Source organism: Parabacteroides caecihominis (assembly GCF_023656785.1).
GTDB classification, from domain to species: Bacteria; Bacteroidota; Bacteroidia; order Bacteroidales; family Tannerellaceae; genus Parabacteroides; species Parabacteroides segnis.
In genome coordinates this window covers 124492-143159 of sequence record NZ_JAMOKS010000016.1, presented here as the reverse complement: position 1 = coordinate 143159, position 18668 = coordinate 124492, and the positions used below count along the sequence as shown (strand labels likewise).

Genomic DNA, 18668 nt, shown 5'->3' with positions numbered 1-18668 from the left:
CTACAATTTAGGGTGGGTATTTCTTTTCTTTTTCACGTCCTGCTTTTTATTCAAAGCCTTTTCGATGACTGTTTTCACTTTGAACACCTGTTTGTTCGCAGGAGGATCCTTAGAAAATACGATCCGGGTGAAATCCCCGTTTATCCATGCATAGGCATGGGACGGGTTGCTTTTTGCCTCTCCCGGCAGGAAGAGTCCGTGCCCTGCCGCCAATACTTGCCGGTGAGGGGTAAAGAGCCGGACACCGTCTACGGTGACACATTCCATCGGGTCGCGGAGGATGTTCCCAACAGTCCGGTGTCCACGCACATCGTAATACTGCTTGAGGAGTTTGTCCAGCAAGGCTTTATCCTGGCCGGTTTCTTCTATCTGCTGCCGGATATCCGATGCTGTACCTTGTTTGGAAAGCTCCAGTAATTTACGGTCCTTGCTTTCTATTTCCTCCAAAATATCAGCGATATTACGGTTGCGATGGCTGCTGGTACAATGCATATTGTGGCAGAAACTACCGAAATCCTCCCAGGTCGGCTTCATCTCATTCCGGTAGACCAGCTCCATTTCCGGTGTCTTATCCATCTGCAGGTAAGCATATTCCGGGTACAGGCCTTCACCCGGATTGACATAGGATCCATCCTTTAGGACTCCTTCTGCCCGGTAAACATTTACCGGACCAAGATTGAAATGGGGATCGAAGTAATGGTCTGCCATAAATTGCAGAAAGTCCTGCCTGTTTTTCTGTCCTTCCGTCGTATCAGTAAAGAACACAAAGCCATGGGCTGTCTCTATGGCTGTATAGGATTGTTCAGGTTGCTTCATATCATTACATTTTGAGGGAATTGTTCCTTTTCGTTTTCGATACCTTTTTCAAAGCCGGTACATATGGAATGATTTTGCCGTTTTTCTCCTGATACACGGTCTTGTTTACGGGAGATTTGGTATATGCCATTACCCGGTTGCATGTCTTTTCGGCATGGAGGAAATGTAAATCTGGCATTGACTTGGATATTTGGGGACAGTAGATCCACTTTCCTTCCAGCAAGGCTTGCCTCATGGCTTCGCCGGCATCGGTTCCATTGATGAGAAACGGGACGCTCCTGTCATTCAGTGTCCTTTCCAATGTACGGTGTCCACGGACATCGAAATCCGTCAGAAGGATATTCTTCGCTTTCCAACGCATGTCATCCAGCACATCTGACAAATCTGGCCCCGAGGACTGTCCGTTGATACAGTCGTCTATCCGGGTGACATACTCCTGAAAGACATTCCGGTATCCGAAATCGGGATCATTTATTATATCCCGCTTGAATCCGTTCTCCATCAGATACAACAGTTTGCTGATATCCGCATTGTTACGGCTCGCAGGACATCCGGCAAATTCATTCAGGCGGAGAAATTCAGAAGCGCTCGGCTCCATGTCCGTTTCAAACGCCAGTTTCCACTGTTTCCTGTCACGGAAAGCCTCTTTTGAGAATACAGCATTATCAAAATCATATTCCCCTTTTCCGCTTTGGGGATTCTTCCGGTAGCAGGCATCCACCAAAGGACAGATATCGTCGGACAGGCAGTTGACGTTGTATTGCCTGACAGGACCGAGTTCGCCATGAACCCAGAAATAATTGCCGGATAACTGTTGGTAAAAGCTCTTCAATCCCTCCCGTCCCATTTTGGTATCACTGAAAAACAAGATTCCTTTGGACGTTTCCACAGCATGCAGCGGTAATTTGTAAACCGGATTATAATCATACCTGGCAGCCAGCTCATCCTGCTTCTGATGAAAATGGACCAGCTCGTCCAACTGCTGTGTGGTCAGTTTCGGAAGTTCTCCCGATATCATGAGGATATCGCTGCGTGACTGCGCAAACAGGACATTTCTCAGATTGGTACTTATTAGAGGAGCCAGTCCCTTTTCCCGGATATAGGGTAGTAATACCTGATTGATATATTCCTTTTTGGAAATATCTCCGGAGATAGCCGGTACATCCGTCATCTTCGGGAATGAATAGATTTCCAGACGGGTATTCGGTACGAAGGCGGAGTATTTGGCTTTTATCGATTGTTGGCTGAACAAGGCCATAAACGTATAGACAGGGTCTTGCCTGTCGGGATTGGCAGGATAAAGCATATAGGAGGATTCTGCATGGGGTTTCTCCTTGCCGGTTTCATAACCGACAAGGAGCTGGCCTTCACCGTCTTTCCTGAAAAGCTCGTCCAATAGTTTGGGATCATCAGAAATATAGGTTGCCATTTTTCTTACATTTTAGGTGTGATGGACGGTTTACGGGTACGCGGTTTCTTTTCCGCTTGCTGTGAGGCTTCCTCTTTTTTCCGGGGTTTTCCGGCTACTTGTACCGGTGCATGGGGCTGCTGCTGGCTTCCGTCTTGTTCCTGACCTTGTTTCTGTGCCTCTTCCAACTTCTTGGTGCTTCTTTCCCAGAGGAATTCCACCCCTCGCTCGGCGGCACTCATCTGGATGGAGGTGGCATAAAATTTTCCATTATCAGACTTGAAACGGATCGGTACTTCCTCACCGCGCACGGCAGCATCGTATTCTTTCGGAGAAAGCGTATAATCTTTCACCTTACGCGGAATGCGTGCCTGCTCTACGGGCATATGGAACAATTCATTGGTCACCGGGTCTTTGGAAAGGTAGCAGGATTTGGTTTCTTTGGTACGGTAGTCAATGACTACATCCACCGCCTTGCCGAGATTGCCGGTCTGGTTCAGGGCCTTGAGGTCTTCTTCCGTCAGGACATGTCCCCTGTAGTCTTCCCCGATCTTGGGAGCCTGACGGATGTAGTGGATGTCGAACTTGACAGCTCCGTTCTCGTCGCGGAACAGGGAGAGTTTGGCATCCCCGTTTTCACGCCCCAGCTCGGAATTTTTTGCCACACGGAAAGCGATAGCGGAAGTCTTTCCCTGCAACATTCTTTCGAGGCTGTCCTTTGCGTTCTTCAGTCCGTCCGGGGTAATGCCGTATTTGGCGGCCTGTTCCCAATTCACTTCCCGCTCGTTGAAGCGATGGTTATTATACACCCTGGTCGAAGCCAGTTCCCTTCTGACTGCTTCGTTCTGTGGTTCCTGCGCCGCTTCGATCTTTTCTTTGGCCTGCTCTACGAGCGTTTCCTTCGGCATGTTGTAGAGGGAGTAACGACCGGGATTATTGTACTGGTAGAGAAAATTCTTCCCGAAGTTGGTGAAGAAGTTTCCACGTTGGTCCACTTTGATAAACTGGTCCCTGTTCGCCTCGTTAACTTCGAGCGTTTCCAGCTCTCCGTTCGCTGCGATTCCTTTTACACCTTTGGCTTTCTGCTCTTTCTTGTCATACGCCATCAAATACCCGTGTTCCGGGGTTGCTTCCTTGTTTTCAGGAGCTAAATTCACATCGTTCATATACGTTAATTTTAAAGATTAATGAATCATTTACGAGGGTAAAATTACTATCTTTGTCATTAAATAGTTTGATTATGAGGAAGTTGTCATTAATTGTCATGTTCTGTCACTTATTGTCATGTCCGGCTTTTGCACAGTCCCCGTCAAAGGGATATAAAGCCGGACTCAGTGCTGTCATCTACCGTATCCACTCTGCCCGGCAGTGAAAGTCTTTCATATGAGACAGCCGGTTGCCGGTTACCGTACTGGCCGATTATCCTATTCTGTATCCATTGAATGAAAGTCGGAGGAGGTATGCCGTTTCTTCCGGTTTCGGTATAAGGATGCATCCGGTGAAAAAGAAAAGGATACTCCATGCCGGAGTGGATCTTGCCGCACCCTATGGCACGCCGGTCTATGCTTCAGGAAGCGGGAAAGTCGTTGAAGCCAGGTATAGCAGCAGTTACGGCTGGTACATCGAAATCCGGCACGCGGGCGGCTTTTCCACGTTGTATGCACACTTGAGCAAATTGCATGTGAGGAAAGGGAGCGATGTACGCATAGGTCGGCATATCGGCAATGTCGGTCATACCGGCATAGCGACCGGCAACCATCTGCATTTTGAACTGAGAAAAAACGGGAAGCCGCAGAATCCGTTGCAGTGGGTGATACTAAAGGATTCCCGTTCTAAAAAGAGTCATTAATTTAATCCGTTACACAATGAACATTGAAGAAGCCAAGAGCATTCAGTTGGAGGATTATCTCCGGCGTATGGGGTTCAACCCGGTAAAACAACAAGGGGACAGTATCTGGTATTGTTCCCCTTTCCGTGAGGAGAAGACACCTTCTTTCAAGGTGAGCGCATCCCGCAACCTATGATACGATTTCGGCATCGGACAGGGAGGGGACATCATCACCCTGGCGATGGAGCTTCAAAAGACGAAGGATATCTCTTATGCGCTTAAAACGATAGAGGGACATTTTCCGGCTGCTTTCCGTCCGGTAGCAGCCTCTCCCCGGCAGGCGGAACCGCAGGCTACCGGCTACCGGCAGGTACGCATTGATCCGCTGACGAACCCGGTCTTGCTGGGATATCTCAAAGAAAGAGGCATCTTGCCTGAAATCGCAAGGGAAGCATGCAAGGAAGTGCATTTTCAGAACAAGGGAAAATGGTATTTTGCCGTAGGCTTTGCCAACCGGAGCGGCGGGTACGAGATCCGTAACAAATACCTAAAAGGCAGCATATCGCCCAAAGAGATTACCCATATCAAAAATGGCAGCGACCGTTGCATAGTGGTTGAAGGCTTTATGGATTATCTCTCATACCTCACGCTCAAGGCTACGCATCCCGGTAACGGACAGCCTAAAGGAAACGGTCCGGACTATATCGTTTTAAATTCGGTCAGCAATGTAGGCAAGGCTATCCCTGTCTTGAAAGAGTATAAGAGTGCCCTCTGCCTACTGGATAACGATTCCGCCGGAAGGCAGGCTTTTCAGCAGATGGCGCAAGCCGGATGCCCGGTCAGGGACAAGTCCGACTGCTACCGGGAGTATAACGATTTGAACGATTACCTGTTGGGCAGGAAGATGGCGCAGGAGAACAAGACGGATCATCAGCACGAAACAGCCCCGAAGCTGATTGAAAAGCCTGCAAAGAAACAGTCCGGTTGAAAATTATAAAATACTGGTCCTTGTCTGATGCATGAAAGGCAGGCAATAAAAAAGAGAGTCAAATCCCTGCTGGAGGGAATTTAGCTCTCTTTTTATTGCTACCCGGCTACCACCGGATATTTATTCTTAATAATTTCTGATCAGCAATTCATTGACCGCTTCTCTTTTCTCGGCTATGGAACAGATGGAACGGAAGATGCTGATTCGCTGGATATGGAAACCGGCATAGAGGTCGTCGAAGAAGGTGTTCTCAGGGTTCTTTTGCCGGGGATCGGAGTTGGAAAGCATTCATTTGGCACCGGTTTCACCTATTCCCTTGCAGAAATTTGCCAGGTTGATCTGCTCTTCATCTCCGAAGTCCTGTGGCATGTAGGAGGTGCAGGAGTTACCCTCATTGACCGGCTTATAAGGCGGGTCAAAATAAAATAGGGAGTTGGCTCCGGTGTATTCTGCGGTCTGCCGGTAGTCACCGTCCAGAATCACAACATCTTGCAGCAGCTTGTGGTTAAAGCGGATCAGTTCCTCTTCCAACAGTTTTACCCGTCCCCCGGCACCAAAAGTGACGGACAGCTTTCCGCTATGGTTCACGGAGTAGATGCCGTTATAACAGGTACGCATGAAGAAGATAAACAGGGCGGCACGGGTGATGTTATTCGGGTTTCCTTCATTGTAGTAGGTACGTTTCTCCATGAAGTAGACCCTTCTTCGGGTATGTTCCTCCAGCGCGATGTATTCGTCCTGTATCCGGGCAAGCACTTTAATAAGCTGCTCCGGGGATTCCTTGATGACGCGGTAGACATTGATCAGAGCCTCGTTGGAGTCGTTGATGACGCAACGGATTTCCGGATAGGCTTGTCTTATTCAGAAGAAGAGGGCGCCGCCACCGACAAACGGTTCTACATAGGTATCCATCTGTCCGAAGTCTTTCGGAAGGGATTCGATAAGTACGGGAAGCAGTCTTCTTTTACCTCCCACCCAGGGGAAGCAGGGTTTTCCCGGCAGGTTGGCCGGAGAACTTTTCTTTTTTTCCATGTTTACAACATTTAAATGATTAATAAATTAAATAGGGATTATTCATCGTCTGCCGTTTCCAGCAGGTGTTTCAAGTTGGGATCATTTTGGATGCGAAGCAGCTCTTTTTCGATGATTTGCGTCACGTCTTCCTTGATTTGATAGTAGTTCCTTTCGATTTCCTCTTGCATGTGGTCCTTACCATCCGCACCGGTAAAGTCGGTTATGACGGGGATAGGCTTGTAGGCTTTTGTTTCGGCGGCTACCCGTTCATTGTCCACCACGATCTCGCAATGGAATATCTTCTGTTCTATCTTCTCCCCGAAGTTGTCGCAGACACTGCCGACAAACTCTCCTTGCGAGAGGTTGGAGATTTTGGAGGCAGGTATCAGCGAGTCGAGCTGGGTACTGATATTGGTTGAGGTGTCTTCACGGGTCATATTAATGGATTTGCGCTGTTGGAGCACTTTCCCAAACCTTTCAGAAAGGTTTTTCGCTGTTTCTCCGACCACTTGCCCGGAAAAGATATTTCCAATTGTGTTCTGGATCACCCGCGCCTCCTTATCACCGTAGTCACGTATTAACTGGCTGAAATCCTGTGCTCCCAGACATACTGCCACTTTGTTGCTACGGGCGGTAGCGATCAGGGTGTCAAGTCCTTTAAAGTAAAGTGTGGGAACCTCATCCACTAGAATAGAGCATTTGAGCCTGCCTTTTCGGTTGACCATTTTAACGATACGGGCATTATACAATCCTAACGCACATGAGTAAATATTCTGTCTGTCAGGGTTATTGCCGACGCACAAAACTTTGGGTTCCTCCGGATTATTGATATCCAGCGTGAAGTCATCTCCGGTCATAATCCAATATAAGGCAGGTGAGATCAGCCTTGATAGCGGAATTTTGGCGGAAGCTATCTGCCCTTGGAGCTGCTCCATCGCACCACCTTTCCATGCATCCATAAAAGGTGACAGGTAATTCTCCAGCTCCCGGTAAGAGGTCAGTATGGTGAACAGGTCGGAATACGGTTTATTCAATAGCTCTATGGCATGTGGGAAGGTGCAGAATTTCCCGTTTTCATAGATTTTAAGATACCAGATCACCGCCGCAAATAGCACAATCGGGCTTTCTACAAAGAAATCTCCCTGCTTTTGAATCCAACTCTTGTTCAAATTTAACATGATTACATACGCTGATTCGTATGCATCCGCGATATCGGATAGAAACGAAGGATTGAGGGGATTGCACCGGTGGCTGTATCTGGGATCATCGAAATTAATCACATAAAATCCGACCGGCTTGGCATACTTATCCTTGTTTTTAAGCAGCTGGTTATAAGCAATTATGCTTAAATCCGGATACTTAAAATCATAGATATAGGCGGCGAATCCTTTCTCTATCTGCTGGCGGATATAGTTATTGATGATGGCATAACTCTTTCCTGATCCCGGCGTGCCTAATATCAATGAGGCGCGGAAGGGATTAATCACGTTTATCCAGCCTGAATAGGTCTTTCGTTGGTAACGGAAACGGGTGGGCAGGTTTACCGAGTATTCATTGGCAATCAACCTGCGCTCCTGCATGAAGCTCTCGTTCTCGTCGTTAAAGACGTCATCCATGAGTTGGTTCTTCAACAGGCGGCTGATCCAGGTTCCGGCGGTAAGCAGGCTGATATATCCGGCAGCTACGGTAGCTACATATAATAAGGTTAGAAGCGCGACGGGGAAGCGTGCCGTCAGTAAGAGCTCGCTACCAAAAAAGAGCAGCATCCCGGCTATAAGGTAACAGCCGATACTCCTTCATGACATCTCCACGTCCTTCCGTCCTTTCGCTCCCATGCAGGAGAAGAAAAGGAAGAGCAGACTGAAGGACTTGCTCACCAGCGAATGGGAAAACAGCCCGGTATCCCGCTGGAAATTGAGCAGTATCTTGTCCACGACACCGATGTTCAGGTTCATGGAAAGAAAATAGGGATAGCAGAAATAATAGACATTCATCACTAAAAATAGGATGCTGATGGCCCTCATGAAGTCAAGGTTCTTATTGAGCCCTCTGGTTTCGTCTTGTGACATAAGCGGTATGATAATTAATGGTGATACATTTTATTAGCCCAGATGCGGACCTCTGCGTTTTCTCTTTTTCTTTTTCCCGTAAGGGCTTTGCGTCAGGTCGTCTGCCGGATACGGATAGGATTCCAAAGAGAATATATCAAGCAGTCCTTCCACCAGCTCCGTCTCTTTCATTTCCGGTTCGGACGGATGGATAACAGGGGCTTCTTCAGTCTTTTCCGGTGGGATCGTGCCGTACTTCCGGTTTATAACCGATGCCGAATATTCTTTGCCCAGAAGCGAGCCCTTGAATACGGTCTTTGAGTTATGGTCGATGTAGGTCACGCCATAGATCACACCGGAATCGTTCTGCCAGAGTATGGCGGCAATGCCTTTTCCAGAAAGTTCCTGCAGGAATCCCTGACGGGTGGGCTGTCCTTGCAGGGCGGTAGCGATAGCTTCCTTCGTCTGTACGGGTACGGGATGTCGGGCAATTCATTGTTTGCTTTTCACAAATTTCTTTTGGAGTGCCTCGTAGCCTACGCTTTTACCGATCTTGCTGGATTTGATGGCTACGCCGGTCCGTTCTCCTTTTTCATCGGTAGCCGCATAGACCAGTCCATGATAGGTCTTTCCCTTTATCGTCTTGTGGGCCTCTTCCACCGTTACATGGAAAAGGCCAAGCAGGGCTTTAAACTCCTTGACGGATTGGAACTTGTATCCCTGCATGACGGGCTTGACCACATTGGCTATCTGATGCTTGATATCCCCCTTCCGGTAATCGACGGCAGTCAGCGGCAGGGATTCCCGTCGCTCCATCTTCTCGGCGGGTAACAGATGGTATTTCCTCTCCAGCTCCCGGCAAACAGCGGTCGAGCGTTGCCATTCTTTGTAATCTTTAATTTTCTTTCCCTGCTCGTCAATACGCAGGGAGACGATATGGATGTGGGGCCTGCCGATATCCTCATGCCGGTAGATGATATAGGGTTGGTTGCCATATCCCATTTTTTCCATGTATTCCTGGCCGATAGCGGTCAACTGTTCATCGGTCAGCACATCGTCCGGGTGTGGATTTAATGAAATGTGGATAACGGGCTTCTCAGTCCGGCGGTTAGCCGCCAGATACGGTTCGAAGGAACGGATGCAGTGCTGGATGGTCGGATGGCCGTCTGCCGGTTCCATGATCCGGTTTCATGCCAGTGGCCGTGCCTGCTGCTTGTCCACTTTTTCTTGATTGTAGTATAATGCCCCGTAAACGGAGGCTCCTGATGTTATTTTTGCAACCATTGTTCAAATTCTTGGGTGAGACGGATAATCTCCCGGTTGAGAGATATTAGTTCAATAGTCAGTTGCTCCAATTTATAGAGCATGGCAAGAGCCTTCTTTTCGGATAGTCCGGTATGCAGAGCTTTGACTGCCTGGTTATAGTTTACTCCGATCCGGCGGTATTCGCTCTGCAGGTTGGTCAGCTTGATGTAGTAGTCCGTTGCCGCCTTATCTATTTTCACGACTTTCATCGGTTTGTCGAAAAGGGCGGCAAGGATGAACTGGGATTTATTATTAGCTCCCGAATTCTCAAAGAGCCTCTCAAACTCGATGTTCTGGAGTTCGTCCAGACGGAATCCGTAATAATAAGAATGAAGTTCTGATTCCTCTTTGGGATTCCGTCCGCCTCTTCATTTGCTCGAAGTGTCAGCCCGTCCGGGTTTGCGTGTACTATTGATTTTAGCCATATCTTTTCAGGTTTTATTTATCCGGCAGCAAAATAAGTGATAATTTTGATACGAACCTAAAATCGGAAAGTGACTACAAATGACAAGAGATGACTATTTGTGACAGGGGGTAAAAATACCCCTGTTCACTTCCCGTTTCCGCAAGCCGCGATGTTCTTTTCAAAGGTTTCCTTTAGTTTGGGCAGCAGGACGGAATAGTTCTTTTTGCGCCGGGCAAGGTCGGCACGCAGGTCATATGGTTTGGGAATGGCAACATTGAAGAGTTTCTCAAAAGCGGAAACGATACCGGCGAAAGAGAGGCGTTTGCCGCTTTCGTCCGTAATCAGCCCGCTGTAATCCAGCGAGGAGATCAGTTCCATCAGGTTGACCAGCGAACCTTTCCAATGGAGCGATGAAAGAAACGAGGAAGGTGTCGTGATGGTTCCGGGGTACTGTACACCAAAATTGACCAGCTCTATTTCCGCCTCCACCAGCAGGAGGCATTTGTCCAGATAGAATTCGGCTACTGCCGTGTGGAAATGTCCTGTTCGGGTGAATAACTTCTTTAGGGAAATCAGTTCTACCTTGCTGTGAAGCAGATGGCGCAGCCTTTCCGATACGGAAACCGATTCGATGGCGAGGTCGTAAAGGTATTGTTCATATTCGGTATAGGAGGAAGAGAATTCTTCATCGGAAACTGTCTGTTTTGGGCTTGAAGCCAGAGATAAATAATTGAATATACGGCATTCTGTAAATGGTTTCATACGGCATACATTTGATTTGTTTATACCGGAGTAAGCCAAATGAAATGCCTCTGCTATCGTTTAAAGCTCTATACCTTTTTAAAATACTGACAATCAACAATAAACAAATTTCATATAGAAACGGGTGTAAATAAAAAGTGTAAGCCGTCCTTGACAAGAATGTTAGGACGGCTTACACTTTTGTAAACCTCATTTGCTTCGGGTTATCCTCCGGTCAGTCGATGATATGGTATTTCCTTAGTTTCTCATACAGGGTAGTCCGGCTGACATTGAGCAACCGGGCCGCCTTGGAACGGTTGTCACCCGTCTTTTCAAGGGTCTGGAGAAGCAACGCCTTTTCTTTTTCTTCTTCCGTCCACTGCGTTTCTTCTTCTTTAGGAAGGGAGATTTCAAGGTTCAGGTCTGAAACGGAAATCCATTGCTCTTGGCAGATGAGTACGGCTCGACCTATTACATTCTTCAGTTCACGGATATTCCCCGGCCAGGGATATTCCAGCAGTGCCGCCTCTGCCAGCCGGTCAAAGCCACGAAACGATTTATGGGCCTTGGCGCAAGTGAGTTTCAAGAAAAAATAAGCCAGAGGAAGGATGTCTTCCCGGCATTCTGCCAGTGTAGGAATCCGCAGAGTGAACTCATTGAGCCGGTGGAACAGGTCTTCCCGGAAGCGTCCTTCTCCGATGGCTTTTTCCAGATTCTCATTGGTGGCGGCAACCAGCCGGATATCAAAAGAGTATTCTTTCGTGGAACCTACCGGCTTGCAGCGTTTCTCTTGCAAGGCCCTGAGCAGGAGCATCTGTGTCTTATAGGAAAGGTTGCCTATCTCGTCCAGAAACAATGTCCCTCCGTTAACGGCACGGAACAATCCGACCTTGTCGCTTTCCGCACCGGTAAAGGCTCCCTTCTGATGACCGAAAAACTCGGAGGCGGCAAGCTCATCGGAAATGGCCCCGCAGTCGATAGCCAGATACGGCTTGTTCTTCCGATGGCTCCGGGCATGTATCTCGGCTGCAATGTGCTCCTTCCCGGTGCCGGAAGCCCCACGGAGCAGAACGGAGATGTCGGCACAGGCAATCATCTCTATCAGACGGTACATCTCATGGGCTTTGGGGCTTTCACCTCGGTAGAACTCCTGTTCGTTATCGTTTTTATCCAGTATCTCCGTTATCAGAGCCAGGAGATTGTCTGGCTGCACAGGCTTACACAGGTAGTTGATGGCTCCCAGTTGCATGGTTGTCACCGCATTCTCCACCTGTCCGTAGTTGGTCATGATCAGAAAAGGGATAGAGTAGTACTTCTCATTCATCCATTTCAGGAGCGAGGTGCTATTTCCGTCCGGCAGGCGCAGGTCTGCCAGTATTAGGTCGAACTCCTTTTGCCCGATGGCTTTACGGGCATTCGCAAGGGTTGCCACGCATTCGGTTTTCATCCCTTTTTTCACCAGCCAGTTGCTGATGCTACGGCTGAACACAATATCATCTTCAATAATCAGGATTGTTTTCATAGGCTTTCCTCCCGTATTTTTCAGCGTATACTATCAGTTTTTCCACTGCCCGGATGATGTCCCGCATTTCCATGGATTGTCTATTGGTCCACTCTGTCGCAGGTTCTGTCACCAGTTCCCGTAAATGAGACAAGGGGAAATCCAGACGGACGGTTTCCCATAGGGGCAGGTTCTTATGCAGGATGGAGGCGGCGGCCTCCTTGTCTTGTCGGTCTAAGGCAGCGGTTAATGCGGCAAGGTCTTTCCGGCTCTCTTCGATAAACAGGGCGAGCATTTCCTCCCTGTTGTCCTCTCCTGAAAGGATGAGTGAGAAATCGGGAGCATACTCCTTTCTGTCTTTTTCTCCTATCACTTGTGCCACTGTATTTATCAGTTCTTCCATAGAGAATGGTTTATGGATGCAGCCCGAAAAGCCGCCCGACAGATACTCGTTGTCATCATCCACCCGTGCCGTTACCGCTATGACGGGGATTGTCTTTGCGTTCTCCATATTGGATGCCCGGAGCAGTTCAAGTATTCCGTAGCCGTCCGTTTCAGGCATCTGTATATCCGTCAGCAGCAGGTCATATCTTTGTGACCGTAGCCGGGTAACCAGTTCACGGCTGGTCTGGCAGCAGTCGCACCGCACTCCGTTACGGTTAAACATCTCTTTGGTAATGTTCAGTTGCATCCGGTCGTCATCAATGACCAGTACGTTGATTCCATCCAGATGATAATCAGTAGCGATGCGTGTCTCATCCATCTGGGTGGATTCATCCGCCTCAAGGAGTGGCAGGAATGCGGTAAACGTGCTGCCTTCACCCGGTTTGCTTTTTACGGTAAGGCTTCCCTGCATCCCGGAGACCAGCCTGCTTGCAATGGCCAGCCCCAATCCGAAACCGGGAACATTACGGGCATTGTCCAACCGTTCAAAAGCTGTGAATATCCGGGTTGTTTCTTCCTCCGTCATCCCGGTACCGGTGTCCTGTACCGAGAAATGCAATTCTTTATTCCGGTATTCCGCTTGCAGGCGGATTTCACCTTGCCGGGTGAATTTAATGGCGTTGGAAAGCAGATTGTTCAGGATTTGCTGGAGCTGGGAACGGTCACCGCTTACTACCACATCCAGACCGGAAAAGGCGGTTGTCAGCCGCAGCTTTTTCTTTTTGGCCAGCGAACCGTAGTTCCGGGCTGTTTCGCTGAAAAGGGTCTCCAGCCGGAAAATCGAAAGGATGGGTTTGTTCCTGCCGGTATCCAGCAGGTAGAATCCGATCAGCGTATTGACCAGCCCGATCATGTAATCGGAAGAATGGAGTATATTTTCCGCATACTCGTCCTTGCGGCTCTTCTTTTCTTCCCCGGGGAGCAGTTCGGCGCATCCTTTGATAGTAGCCAGTGGCGCACGAAGGTCATGAGCGATGGTGAGCATCATGCGTTTTCTGGATTGTAGGAGCTCCGTGTTCTCACGATTGGAGGCTTCCAGCTGACGCTGATACTGGTTTATCCTGTTCAGATCCCGGTGGATGATAAGATACAGGAGGACGGTCAGCAACGAGATGAGGACAGCCAGCAGAGAGACCGTATGGAACGAGCGGTCGCGTGTGGAAATGAATTGCCTGTAACGCTCATCAAGCCGTATTCCAGCATCCGTCTCAAAGTCCCTGACAATCCGGTGTAGCCTGTGGTTCAGGTCCGTGTTGTTACTGTACAGGAGGTCCATCTGTTCCAGCAGCCTTTCCCGTTCGGCTTTCTGCATGTCGGTCACCTCCCTGTCAAGGGAGTGCAGCATGCTCGTGACAGATGTGGTACCCTGATGTTTACCAATGGACTGTCGCTGGCGTTCCAGCTGTTCCTTCTGCTGCAGATAGGCCGATTTTTTCCTCCCGGGCCTGATGAATGACCAGAAACCCTTCTTCGGAGTTTCCTCCTCCTTCTTTTTCTCGGCAGGAAGGACATCCGCCTGCTGGATATGGGACACGATTGCCGGAATCTTGCTGTTCACGATCTCGCCGGTCTTGCGCAGACGCCCGAACGTGTCCATGACCGTGTCTAACAACAGTTCCTTTCTTTCCAGCAGCAGGCATAACGAATCTATGCGCGACTGTTGTTCGGGAGACTTCACATACCTTTTCAGTGTCTGCAACATGTTACAGACACTGTCTTTTTTTGTGTGGTAGAGTCCAAGGTCGCTTTCATCCCAGACGCTGGCTGTTTCACCGTAAGTGGCCAGTCCCAGCAAGCCCGCGTATGTTTCTCCGGCCAGATGCCGGATACAGGCCAGTTCATGCTCATCCTGTCGCAGGCTGTTCCGCCTCGTCTGTTCCTTGCGGAAGATATGAATGGTCAGGACGAGTAGGAGAAGCAGTATGACATATCCTAAAAGGATTTTAAGTTTCAACCACATGGAAGTCTTCATTCTTATATTGGAATCCTACAAAAAGGCGTGTTCGCTCATATAAAAGGGAATAATAGAAACTTATGATAAAAGTTTATTACTGTTTCAAACCATTTGAGGATACCTCGCAAGTTTGCTATCACACAGTTGATCTTTTAATCTTTTTTTATACTCACAGAAAGGATAGGAACCTGCTTTTTATGACTGAAACATATCACATCCCCTTTATTGGACATTACATTCTCATTCGATCATATTGTTTTCATTTCGGCTCATCCGTTTCTTCACCCGTTCTACTGCTTCCGATACAATTTCTTTGTTTTCAAAGCGTTGTGTATAATTGGTATAGTCTGGATGAATCCGTTTGTAGGTCGGGTCAAGAAACAAAGGACTGGAAATAATATGGTCCGCTGTCGAACGGTTACAACAGAAAACTATATTTTCAACTCCCGCCAGCCGGGTCAGTGCCTTTACATCCGTGTCATGTGGCTGCAATGTCATCGGATCCGTGAAAAAGAACAAATAATCAATCTCTCCTTCCACAATACGTGAGCCCATTTGCTGGTCACCACCTAAAGGACCGGATTTCAGATTCGTGATATCCCATTCTGTTTCAGGATGTTTCTCTTCGAGCGCTTTTTTAATGAGTGTACCGGTGGTTCCCGTACAATAGAACTTATGCCCTATCAGACGTTCCGAGTTCCAAAGAACCCATTCTATCATGTCCTTTTTCATTGCATCGTGTGCAACCAGACCGATTTTACGAACAATTGTTTTCATCATAATAATAAAATATGGTTTATGTGATAATATAATTAACAATATCCAACAGCTTTATAAAAAACAGGAGAATGACTGTATGAGTTTGAGCAGCTCCTTGTTCGCCCGGCTGTCCACGGTGGCTTCCCGCCTCTCCTCAAACAAAGTAAGCGTTGCGGAGCATTCCCCGCAGATATCAATGCCGACTACACGTTCCTTTCGAAGGACAATTGCCAGTAATTCCTCCAGTTCCTGCAGGCTGAAAGACCCTTGATCCCAGTCTGTTACTGCGGATGCCGGGTTCAGGACATCCTTGTCTATGGACAAGTAAACCGGTCCTTCAATATACGCAGAGGAGAAATTGCGCCAGCCCTTCTCGTGAGCTAACGTCGCTTCGCTATAAAAACTGACTCGTTGTCCGTATTCTTCCGGTACGGTGCGTATCAGTTTGTCCGATGCACCGACTATCACCACTTTCTTGCAAAGCATATTCCAGTCTAACATGTCTTTTACCCAGCTCCCACAAGAAAGCATGCCCTTGAACAAGGGAGGCTGCATGTCGGGGTGATGGTCGAATACAATCAGAGAGAACGGAACTCGAAGTTTGTCTGTCCATAATTTGGTCAGGTAATGATAATTGCCCGAATCAATGAAATGGATACCTTCCGCTGGATAACCGGCAATCACCCGCTTCAATTTTCGTATCCCCTCCTTGTCACAGTAACCTCTCGTTCCAGAAAGGTGACGGCAGTCTAGCCAAATGAACTGATTGTTCCGTGCAAATACCTCATGGGCATACACACCGGTGAAGTTCATGATGACAACCGGCCAGACGGTTTCTCGGTCCGCCTTCTTCTTACACCGTCCATTTGTCAGTAACTCTTGCTTATTCATGTCCGTTCAGAACCATCGTACATAACAAAAATCTTGCCGGTGAGGTAACAGGGGATGGTTGGGATACATTCTGAATGCCTGTTTGAAGCTTCCAGCGCTGAACATTCTGGTTATTGCCTTGAAAGTGTATAGGTTTCCGTCTTTGGATGTCAAAGAAAAAGGAATGACCTCATGGATGCGATCCTCATTCTCCTCATGCCGTATAATGACCGATTCCAATCCGATCGCGTTGTCCAGCCCTTTCTCGTCAATGACGACCGTCATCTCGTATTCCTTACCAGCCTCCACCGTGGCGTCCAATCCTTTTCCCGCATTCACGGAAACGATTTCCACGGCATTCCATCTGCTGTCGACAGCTGCCTTCCAGCCGGCAAGCGTTTTCGCCTTTGCATAATTGTCCGCCGCCAAAACATGAAAGTGTTCCGACAACTTGTTGTAAAATCCGTCATAGTAGTCATCCAGCTGTCTTTTCATCGTGAAGCGGGGAGCTATTTGCGCAACCGAGTTCTTGATGTACTTGACCCAGGTTTCCGGATAGTCTTTTTCTTTCCGTTCATAATATAACGGCAGGATATTATGTTCCAGCAGGAAATAAATTGTTTCCGCATCCAGTTGGTTCTGGTACTGTTCATCCTGATAGGTGGCCTTGTCGGTGATGGCCCATCCCGCCTCCTTGCGGTAGCCTTCGTACCACCAACCGTCCAGCACGGAGAAGTTGAGTACGCCGTTCATCAGAGCCTTCTCACCGGAAGTTCCGGAAGCCTCCGCAAGACGGGTGGGAGTATTCATCCAGATGTCAACCCCAGAAATAAGATGCCGTGCCAGGTCCATGTCATAATTCTCAAGGAAGATGATTTTACCCAAGAATTCAGGACGGCGGGATATCTCCACAATCTGCTTGATGAGCCCTTGCCCGGCAGTGTCGTTTGGATGGGCTTTTCCTGCAAAGACAAACTGTATGGGATGTTCCTGATTGTTCACAATCCGCGCCAGACGATCCAAATCGGTAAACAAAAGATGAGCTCTTTTGTAAGTTGCAAAGCGCCTTCCGAAGCCGACAAGAAGAGCATTCGGATTAAACTTCTCGAAAATGGAGACACCCAATGCCGGGTCAACCTGGCTTTTGAGCCAGTCCCGGCCGCATTTCCACTTGATGTAGGATATCAGTTTGGTTTTCAACCTTTTCCGCATGTTCCATATCTCTTCATCGGGTATATTATAAACGCCTTTCCATATTTCCTGATTGGACTGGTCGTTCATGAAATTCTCATCGAAATTGTCCTTAAACAGCTTTTTCCACTCCGCCGTACACCAAGTGGGAAAGTGTACGCCATTCGTCACATAGCCCACATGGTTCTCTTCCGGGAAATAGCCTTTCCAGAGAGGCGCGAACATCTGCTGTGAAACGGACTTGTGCAGCTTGCTGACACCGTTTACCGCCTGGCTGGTTTTGCAGGCGAATACCGACATGCAGAAACGTTCTCCCTTGTTGCCCGGAGTTTGCCGTCCGAGGTTCATCAACTCGTCCCACGTAATGCCCAGCTTATCAGGATATCCTTTCATATATTTATTGAAAAGCCCCTCATCGAAATAGTCATGGCCGGCAGGCACAGGTGTATGCACAGTGTAAAGCGAGGAAGCCCTAACCAGTTCCATGGCTTGTCCGAAGTCCAGGCCTTCGGATATATAGTCGCATAACCGCTGGATATTGATCAGTGCGGCATGCCCCTCGTTGCAGTGATATACATCTTTCTCGATGCCCAATACTTTTAATGTCATCATTCCTCCGATGCCGAGCAGTATTTCCTGCTTGAGCCGGTTTTCCCAGTCACCGCCATACAGGTGATGGGTAATCGGACGGTCGAACTCGCTGTTCAGTTCATTGTCCGTATCCAGCAGGTAGAGGGAAACACGTCCCACATTGGCCTTCCATACATTGGCATGGACCGTGAAACTGTCGGCATAGGGAACATGGATTACCAGTTGTCGCCCGTCAGGCTGCATCACTTTCTCTATCGGAAGCTGCCCGAAATTCTGTGGGTCATAATGAACCTGTTGCTGCCCGTCCATCGCCAGAGCCTGGTCAAAATAGCCATAACGATATAAAAGCCCTACAGCGCAGAGGTCTACGTTACTGTCCGAAGCTTCCTTCAGATAGTCACCTGCCAATATGCCCAGACCGCCGGAATAGATTTTAAGAACCCTGTCCAGACCATATTCCATGCTGAAATAGGCAACTGACGGACGGCTGTGGTCCGGCTCCACATCAAGATACGCCTTAAAAGTGGAATATACGTTTTCCATCTTACGCATGAAGTTTCCGTCATGTGTCAGTGCCTCCAGCTCTTCATAATCCATCCGTTCCAGAAACAGTACCGGATTCTGTTCCGCCTCTTCCCATAGTTCCGGGTTCAAACCACTATATAAACTCTTCGCATCCTCGTTCCAGGTCCACCAAAGATTATGTGCCATCTCCGCAAATCTCCGCAATTCTGCCGGAAGGTGTGAACCGACTGTAATCTCCCTCCATTGTGGGACGTTTACATGATAACTTGAATATTCCAT

At 48.4% G+C, this 18668-nt stretch carries 16 protein-coding genes and 3 pseudogenes; 4 read left to right on the top strand and 15 right to left on the bottom strand.

Going from position 1 to position 18668, the window contains the following annotated elements:
• The 3 genes from NBH14_RS15145 to NBH14_RS15135 are packed head-to-tail and all read right to left on the bottom strand — an operon-like array spanning position 1 to position 3390.
• Positions 1 to 816 carry a DUF6047 family protein gene (locus NBH14_RS15145; RefSeq protein WP_004311891.1) on the bottom strand — a complete coding sequence of 272 codons (816 nt, stop codon included), beginning with the start codon at positions 814 to 816 and terminating at the stop codon, positions 1 to 3.
• A 4-nt stretch (positions 817 to 820) separates the two neighbouring features.
• A complete protein-coding gene (locus NBH14_RS15140) occupies positions 821 to 2245 on the bottom strand; it encodes a DUF6047 family protein (RefSeq protein WP_007217358.1) in 1425 nt (474 codons plus the stop codon).
• Between the two features lie 5 nt (positions 2246 to 2250).
• Entirely contained in the window at positions 2251 to 3390 is a 1140-nt protein-coding gene (locus NBH14_RS15135) for a DUF4099 domain-containing protein (RefSeq protein WP_250817611.1), read from the bottom strand.
• Between the two features lie 74 nt (positions 3391 to 3464).
• Between NBH14_RS15135 and NBH14_RS28670 the strand changes: the two genes are divergently transcribed.
• Genes NBH14_RS28670 through NBH14_RS15120 form a run of 4 tightly spaced genes read left to right on the top strand, consistent with a single transcriptional unit; the run spans position 3465 to position 5040 of the window.
• The gene (locus NBH14_RS28670; RefSeq protein ID WP_004311894.1) at positions 3465 to 3596 is read left to right on the top strand and encodes a hypothetical protein; all 132 of its coding nucleotides are present in this window, start codon (positions 3465 to 3467) and stop codon (positions 3594 to 3596) included.
• A gap of 24 nt (positions 3597 to 3620) precedes the next feature.
• On the top strand, positions 3621 to 4073 hold the full coding sequence (locus NBH14_RS15130; RefSeq protein WP_008771124.1) for a M23 family metallopeptidase: 453 nt from the start codon (positions 3621 to 3623) through the stop codon (positions 4071 to 4073).
• Positions 4074 to 4089: 16 nt separating this feature from the next.
• A complete protein-coding gene (locus NBH14_RS15125; RefSeq protein WP_004311895.1) occupies positions 4090 to 4248 on the top strand; it encodes a hypothetical protein in 159 nt (52 codons plus the stop codon).
• Positions 4249 to 4293: 45 nt separating this feature from the next.
• Positions 4294 to 5040, top strand: coding sequence for a DUF8464 domain-containing protein (locus tag NBH14_RS15120; RefSeq protein WP_004318633.1), 747 nt, complete (start codon positions 4294 to 4296; stop codon positions 5038 to 5040).
• 126 nt (positions 5041 to 5166) lie between these two features.
• On the opposite strand, the gene NBH14_RS15115 is transcribed toward NBH14_RS15120, so the two are convergent.
• The 12 genes and pseudogenes from NBH14_RS15115 to glgP all read right to left on the bottom strand — a co-directional run bounded on the left by NBH14_RS15115 (position 5167) and on the right by glgP (position 18668).
• Complete coding sequence (locus tag NBH14_RS15115) at positions 5167 to 5328, bottom strand: hypothetical protein (protein ID WP_004308096.1); 162 nt, start codon at positions 5326 to 5328, stop codon at positions 5167 to 5169.
• Positions 5329 to 6072, bottom strand: a pseudogene (locus tag NBH14_RS15110) (DNA adenine methylase).
• Positions 6073 to 6110: 38 nt separating this feature from the next.
• Positions 6111 to 8123: pseudogene (gene mobC / locus NBH14_RS15105) on the bottom strand (conjugal transfer protein MobC).
• A 33-nt stretch (positions 8124 to 8156) separates the two neighbouring features.
• Positions 8157 to 8456, bottom strand: coding sequence for a hypothetical protein (locus NBH14_RS15100; RefSeq protein ID WP_004308101.1), 300 nt, complete (start codon positions 8454 to 8456; stop codon positions 8157 to 8159).
• A 138-nt stretch (positions 8457 to 8594) separates the two neighbouring features.
• Entirely contained in the window at positions 8595 to 9281 is a 687-nt protein-coding gene (locus NBH14_RS15095) for a relaxase/mobilization nuclease domain-containing protein (RefSeq protein WP_004308102.1), read from the bottom strand.
• A gap of 89 nt (positions 9282 to 9370) precedes the next feature.
• Positions 9371 to 9769, bottom strand: a pseudogene (mobA, locus tag NBH14_RS15090) (conjugal transfer protein MobA); the annotation flags it as partial.
• A 188-nt stretch (positions 9770 to 9957) separates the two neighbouring features.
• The gene (locus tag NBH14_RS15085) at positions 9958 to 10575 is read right to left on the bottom strand and encodes an RteC domain-containing protein (RefSeq protein ID WP_004308105.1); all 618 of its coding nucleotides are present in this window, start codon (positions 10573 to 10575) and stop codon (positions 9958 to 9960) included.
• Positions 10576 to 10789: 214 nt separating this feature from the next.
• Entirely contained in the window at positions 10790 to 12076 is a 1287-nt protein-coding gene (locus NBH14_RS15080) for a sigma-54-dependent transcriptional regulator (protein WP_004308106.1), read from the bottom strand.
• On the bottom strand, positions 12054 to 14459 hold the full coding sequence (locus tag NBH14_RS15075; protein WP_007761569.1) for an ATP-binding response regulator: 2406 nt from the start codon (positions 14457 to 14459) through the stop codon (positions 12054 to 12056). Before NBH14_RS15075 ends, NBH14_RS15080 begins: the two co-directional genes overlap by 23 nt.
• A 234-nt stretch (positions 14460 to 14693) precedes the next feature.
• Positions 14694 to 15230, bottom strand: a complete 537-nt coding sequence (locus tag NBH14_RS15070; protein ID WP_250817618.1) for a methylglyoxal synthase — start codon at positions 15228 to 15230, stop codon at positions 14694 to 14696.
• A gap of 54 nt (positions 15231 to 15284) precedes the next feature.
• On the bottom strand, positions 15285 to 16103 hold the full coding sequence (locus NBH14_RS15065; protein ID WP_004308109.1) for an arginase family protein: 819 nt from the start codon (positions 16101 to 16103) through the stop codon (positions 15285 to 15287).
• Between the two features lie 6 nt (positions 16104 to 16109).
• On the bottom strand, positions 16110 to 18668 hold the full coding sequence (gene glgP / locus NBH14_RS15060; protein WP_004313433.1) for an alpha-glucan family phosphorylase: 2559 nt from the start codon (positions 18666 to 18668) through the stop codon (positions 16110 to 16112).

Excerpts from the sequence above, each read along its gene's own strand:
- NBH14_RS15145 (WP_004311891.1), bottom strand. The coding sequence starts at position 816 with ATGAAGCAACCTGAACAATCCTATACAGCCATAGAGACAGCCCATGGC.
- NBH14_RS15140 (WP_007217358.1), bottom strand. The coding sequence starts at position 2,245 with ATGGCAACCTATATTTCTGATGATCCCAAACTATTGGACGAGCTTTTC.
- NBH14_RS15135 (WP_250817611.1), bottom strand. The coding sequence starts at position 3,390 with ATGAACGATGTGAATTTAGCTCCTGAAAACAAGGAAGCAACCCCGGAA.
- NBH14_RS28670 (WP_004311894.1), top strand. The coding sequence starts at position 3,465 with ATGAGGAAGTTGTCATTAATTGTCATGTTCTGTCACTTATTGTCATGT.
- NBH14_RS15125 (WP_004311895.1), top strand. The coding sequence starts at position 4,090 with ATGAACATTGAAGAAGCCAAGAGCATTCAGTTGGAGGATTATCTCCGG.
- NBH14_RS15120 (WP_004318633.1), top strand. The coding sequence starts at position 4,294 with ATGGAGCTTCAAAAGACGAAGGATATCTCTTATGCGCTTAAAACGATA.
- NBH14_RS15115 (WP_004308096.1), bottom strand. The coding sequence starts at position 5,328 with ATGCTTTCCAACTCCGATCCCCGGCAAAAGAACCCTGAGAACACCTTC.
- NBH14_RS15095 (WP_004308102.1), bottom strand. The coding sequence starts at position 9,281 with ATGGAACCGGCAGACGGCCATCCGACCATCCAGCACTGCATCCGTTCC.
- NBH14_RS15085 (WP_004308105.1), bottom strand. The coding sequence starts at position 10,575 with ATGAAACCATTTACAGAATGCCGTATATTCAATTATTTATCTCTGGCT.
- NBH14_RS15080 (WP_004308106.1), bottom strand. The coding sequence starts at position 12,076 with ATGAAAACAATCCTGATTATTGAAGATGATATTGTGTTCAGCCGTAGC.
- NBH14_RS15075 (WP_007761569.1), bottom strand. The coding sequence starts at position 14,459 with ATGTGGTTGAAACTTAAAATCCTTTTAGGATATGTCATACTGCTTCTC.
- NBH14_RS15070 (WP_250817618.1), bottom strand. The coding sequence starts at position 15,230 with ATGAAAACAATTGTTCGTAAAATCGGTCTGGTTGCACACGATGCAATG.
- NBH14_RS15065 (WP_004308109.1), bottom strand. The coding sequence starts at position 16,103 with ATGAATAAGCAAGAGTTACTGACAAATGGACGGTGTAAGAAGAAGGCG.
- glgP (WP_004313433.1), bottom strand. The coding sequence starts at position 18,668 with ATGGAATATTCAAGTTATCATGTAAACGTCCCACAATGGAGGGAGATT.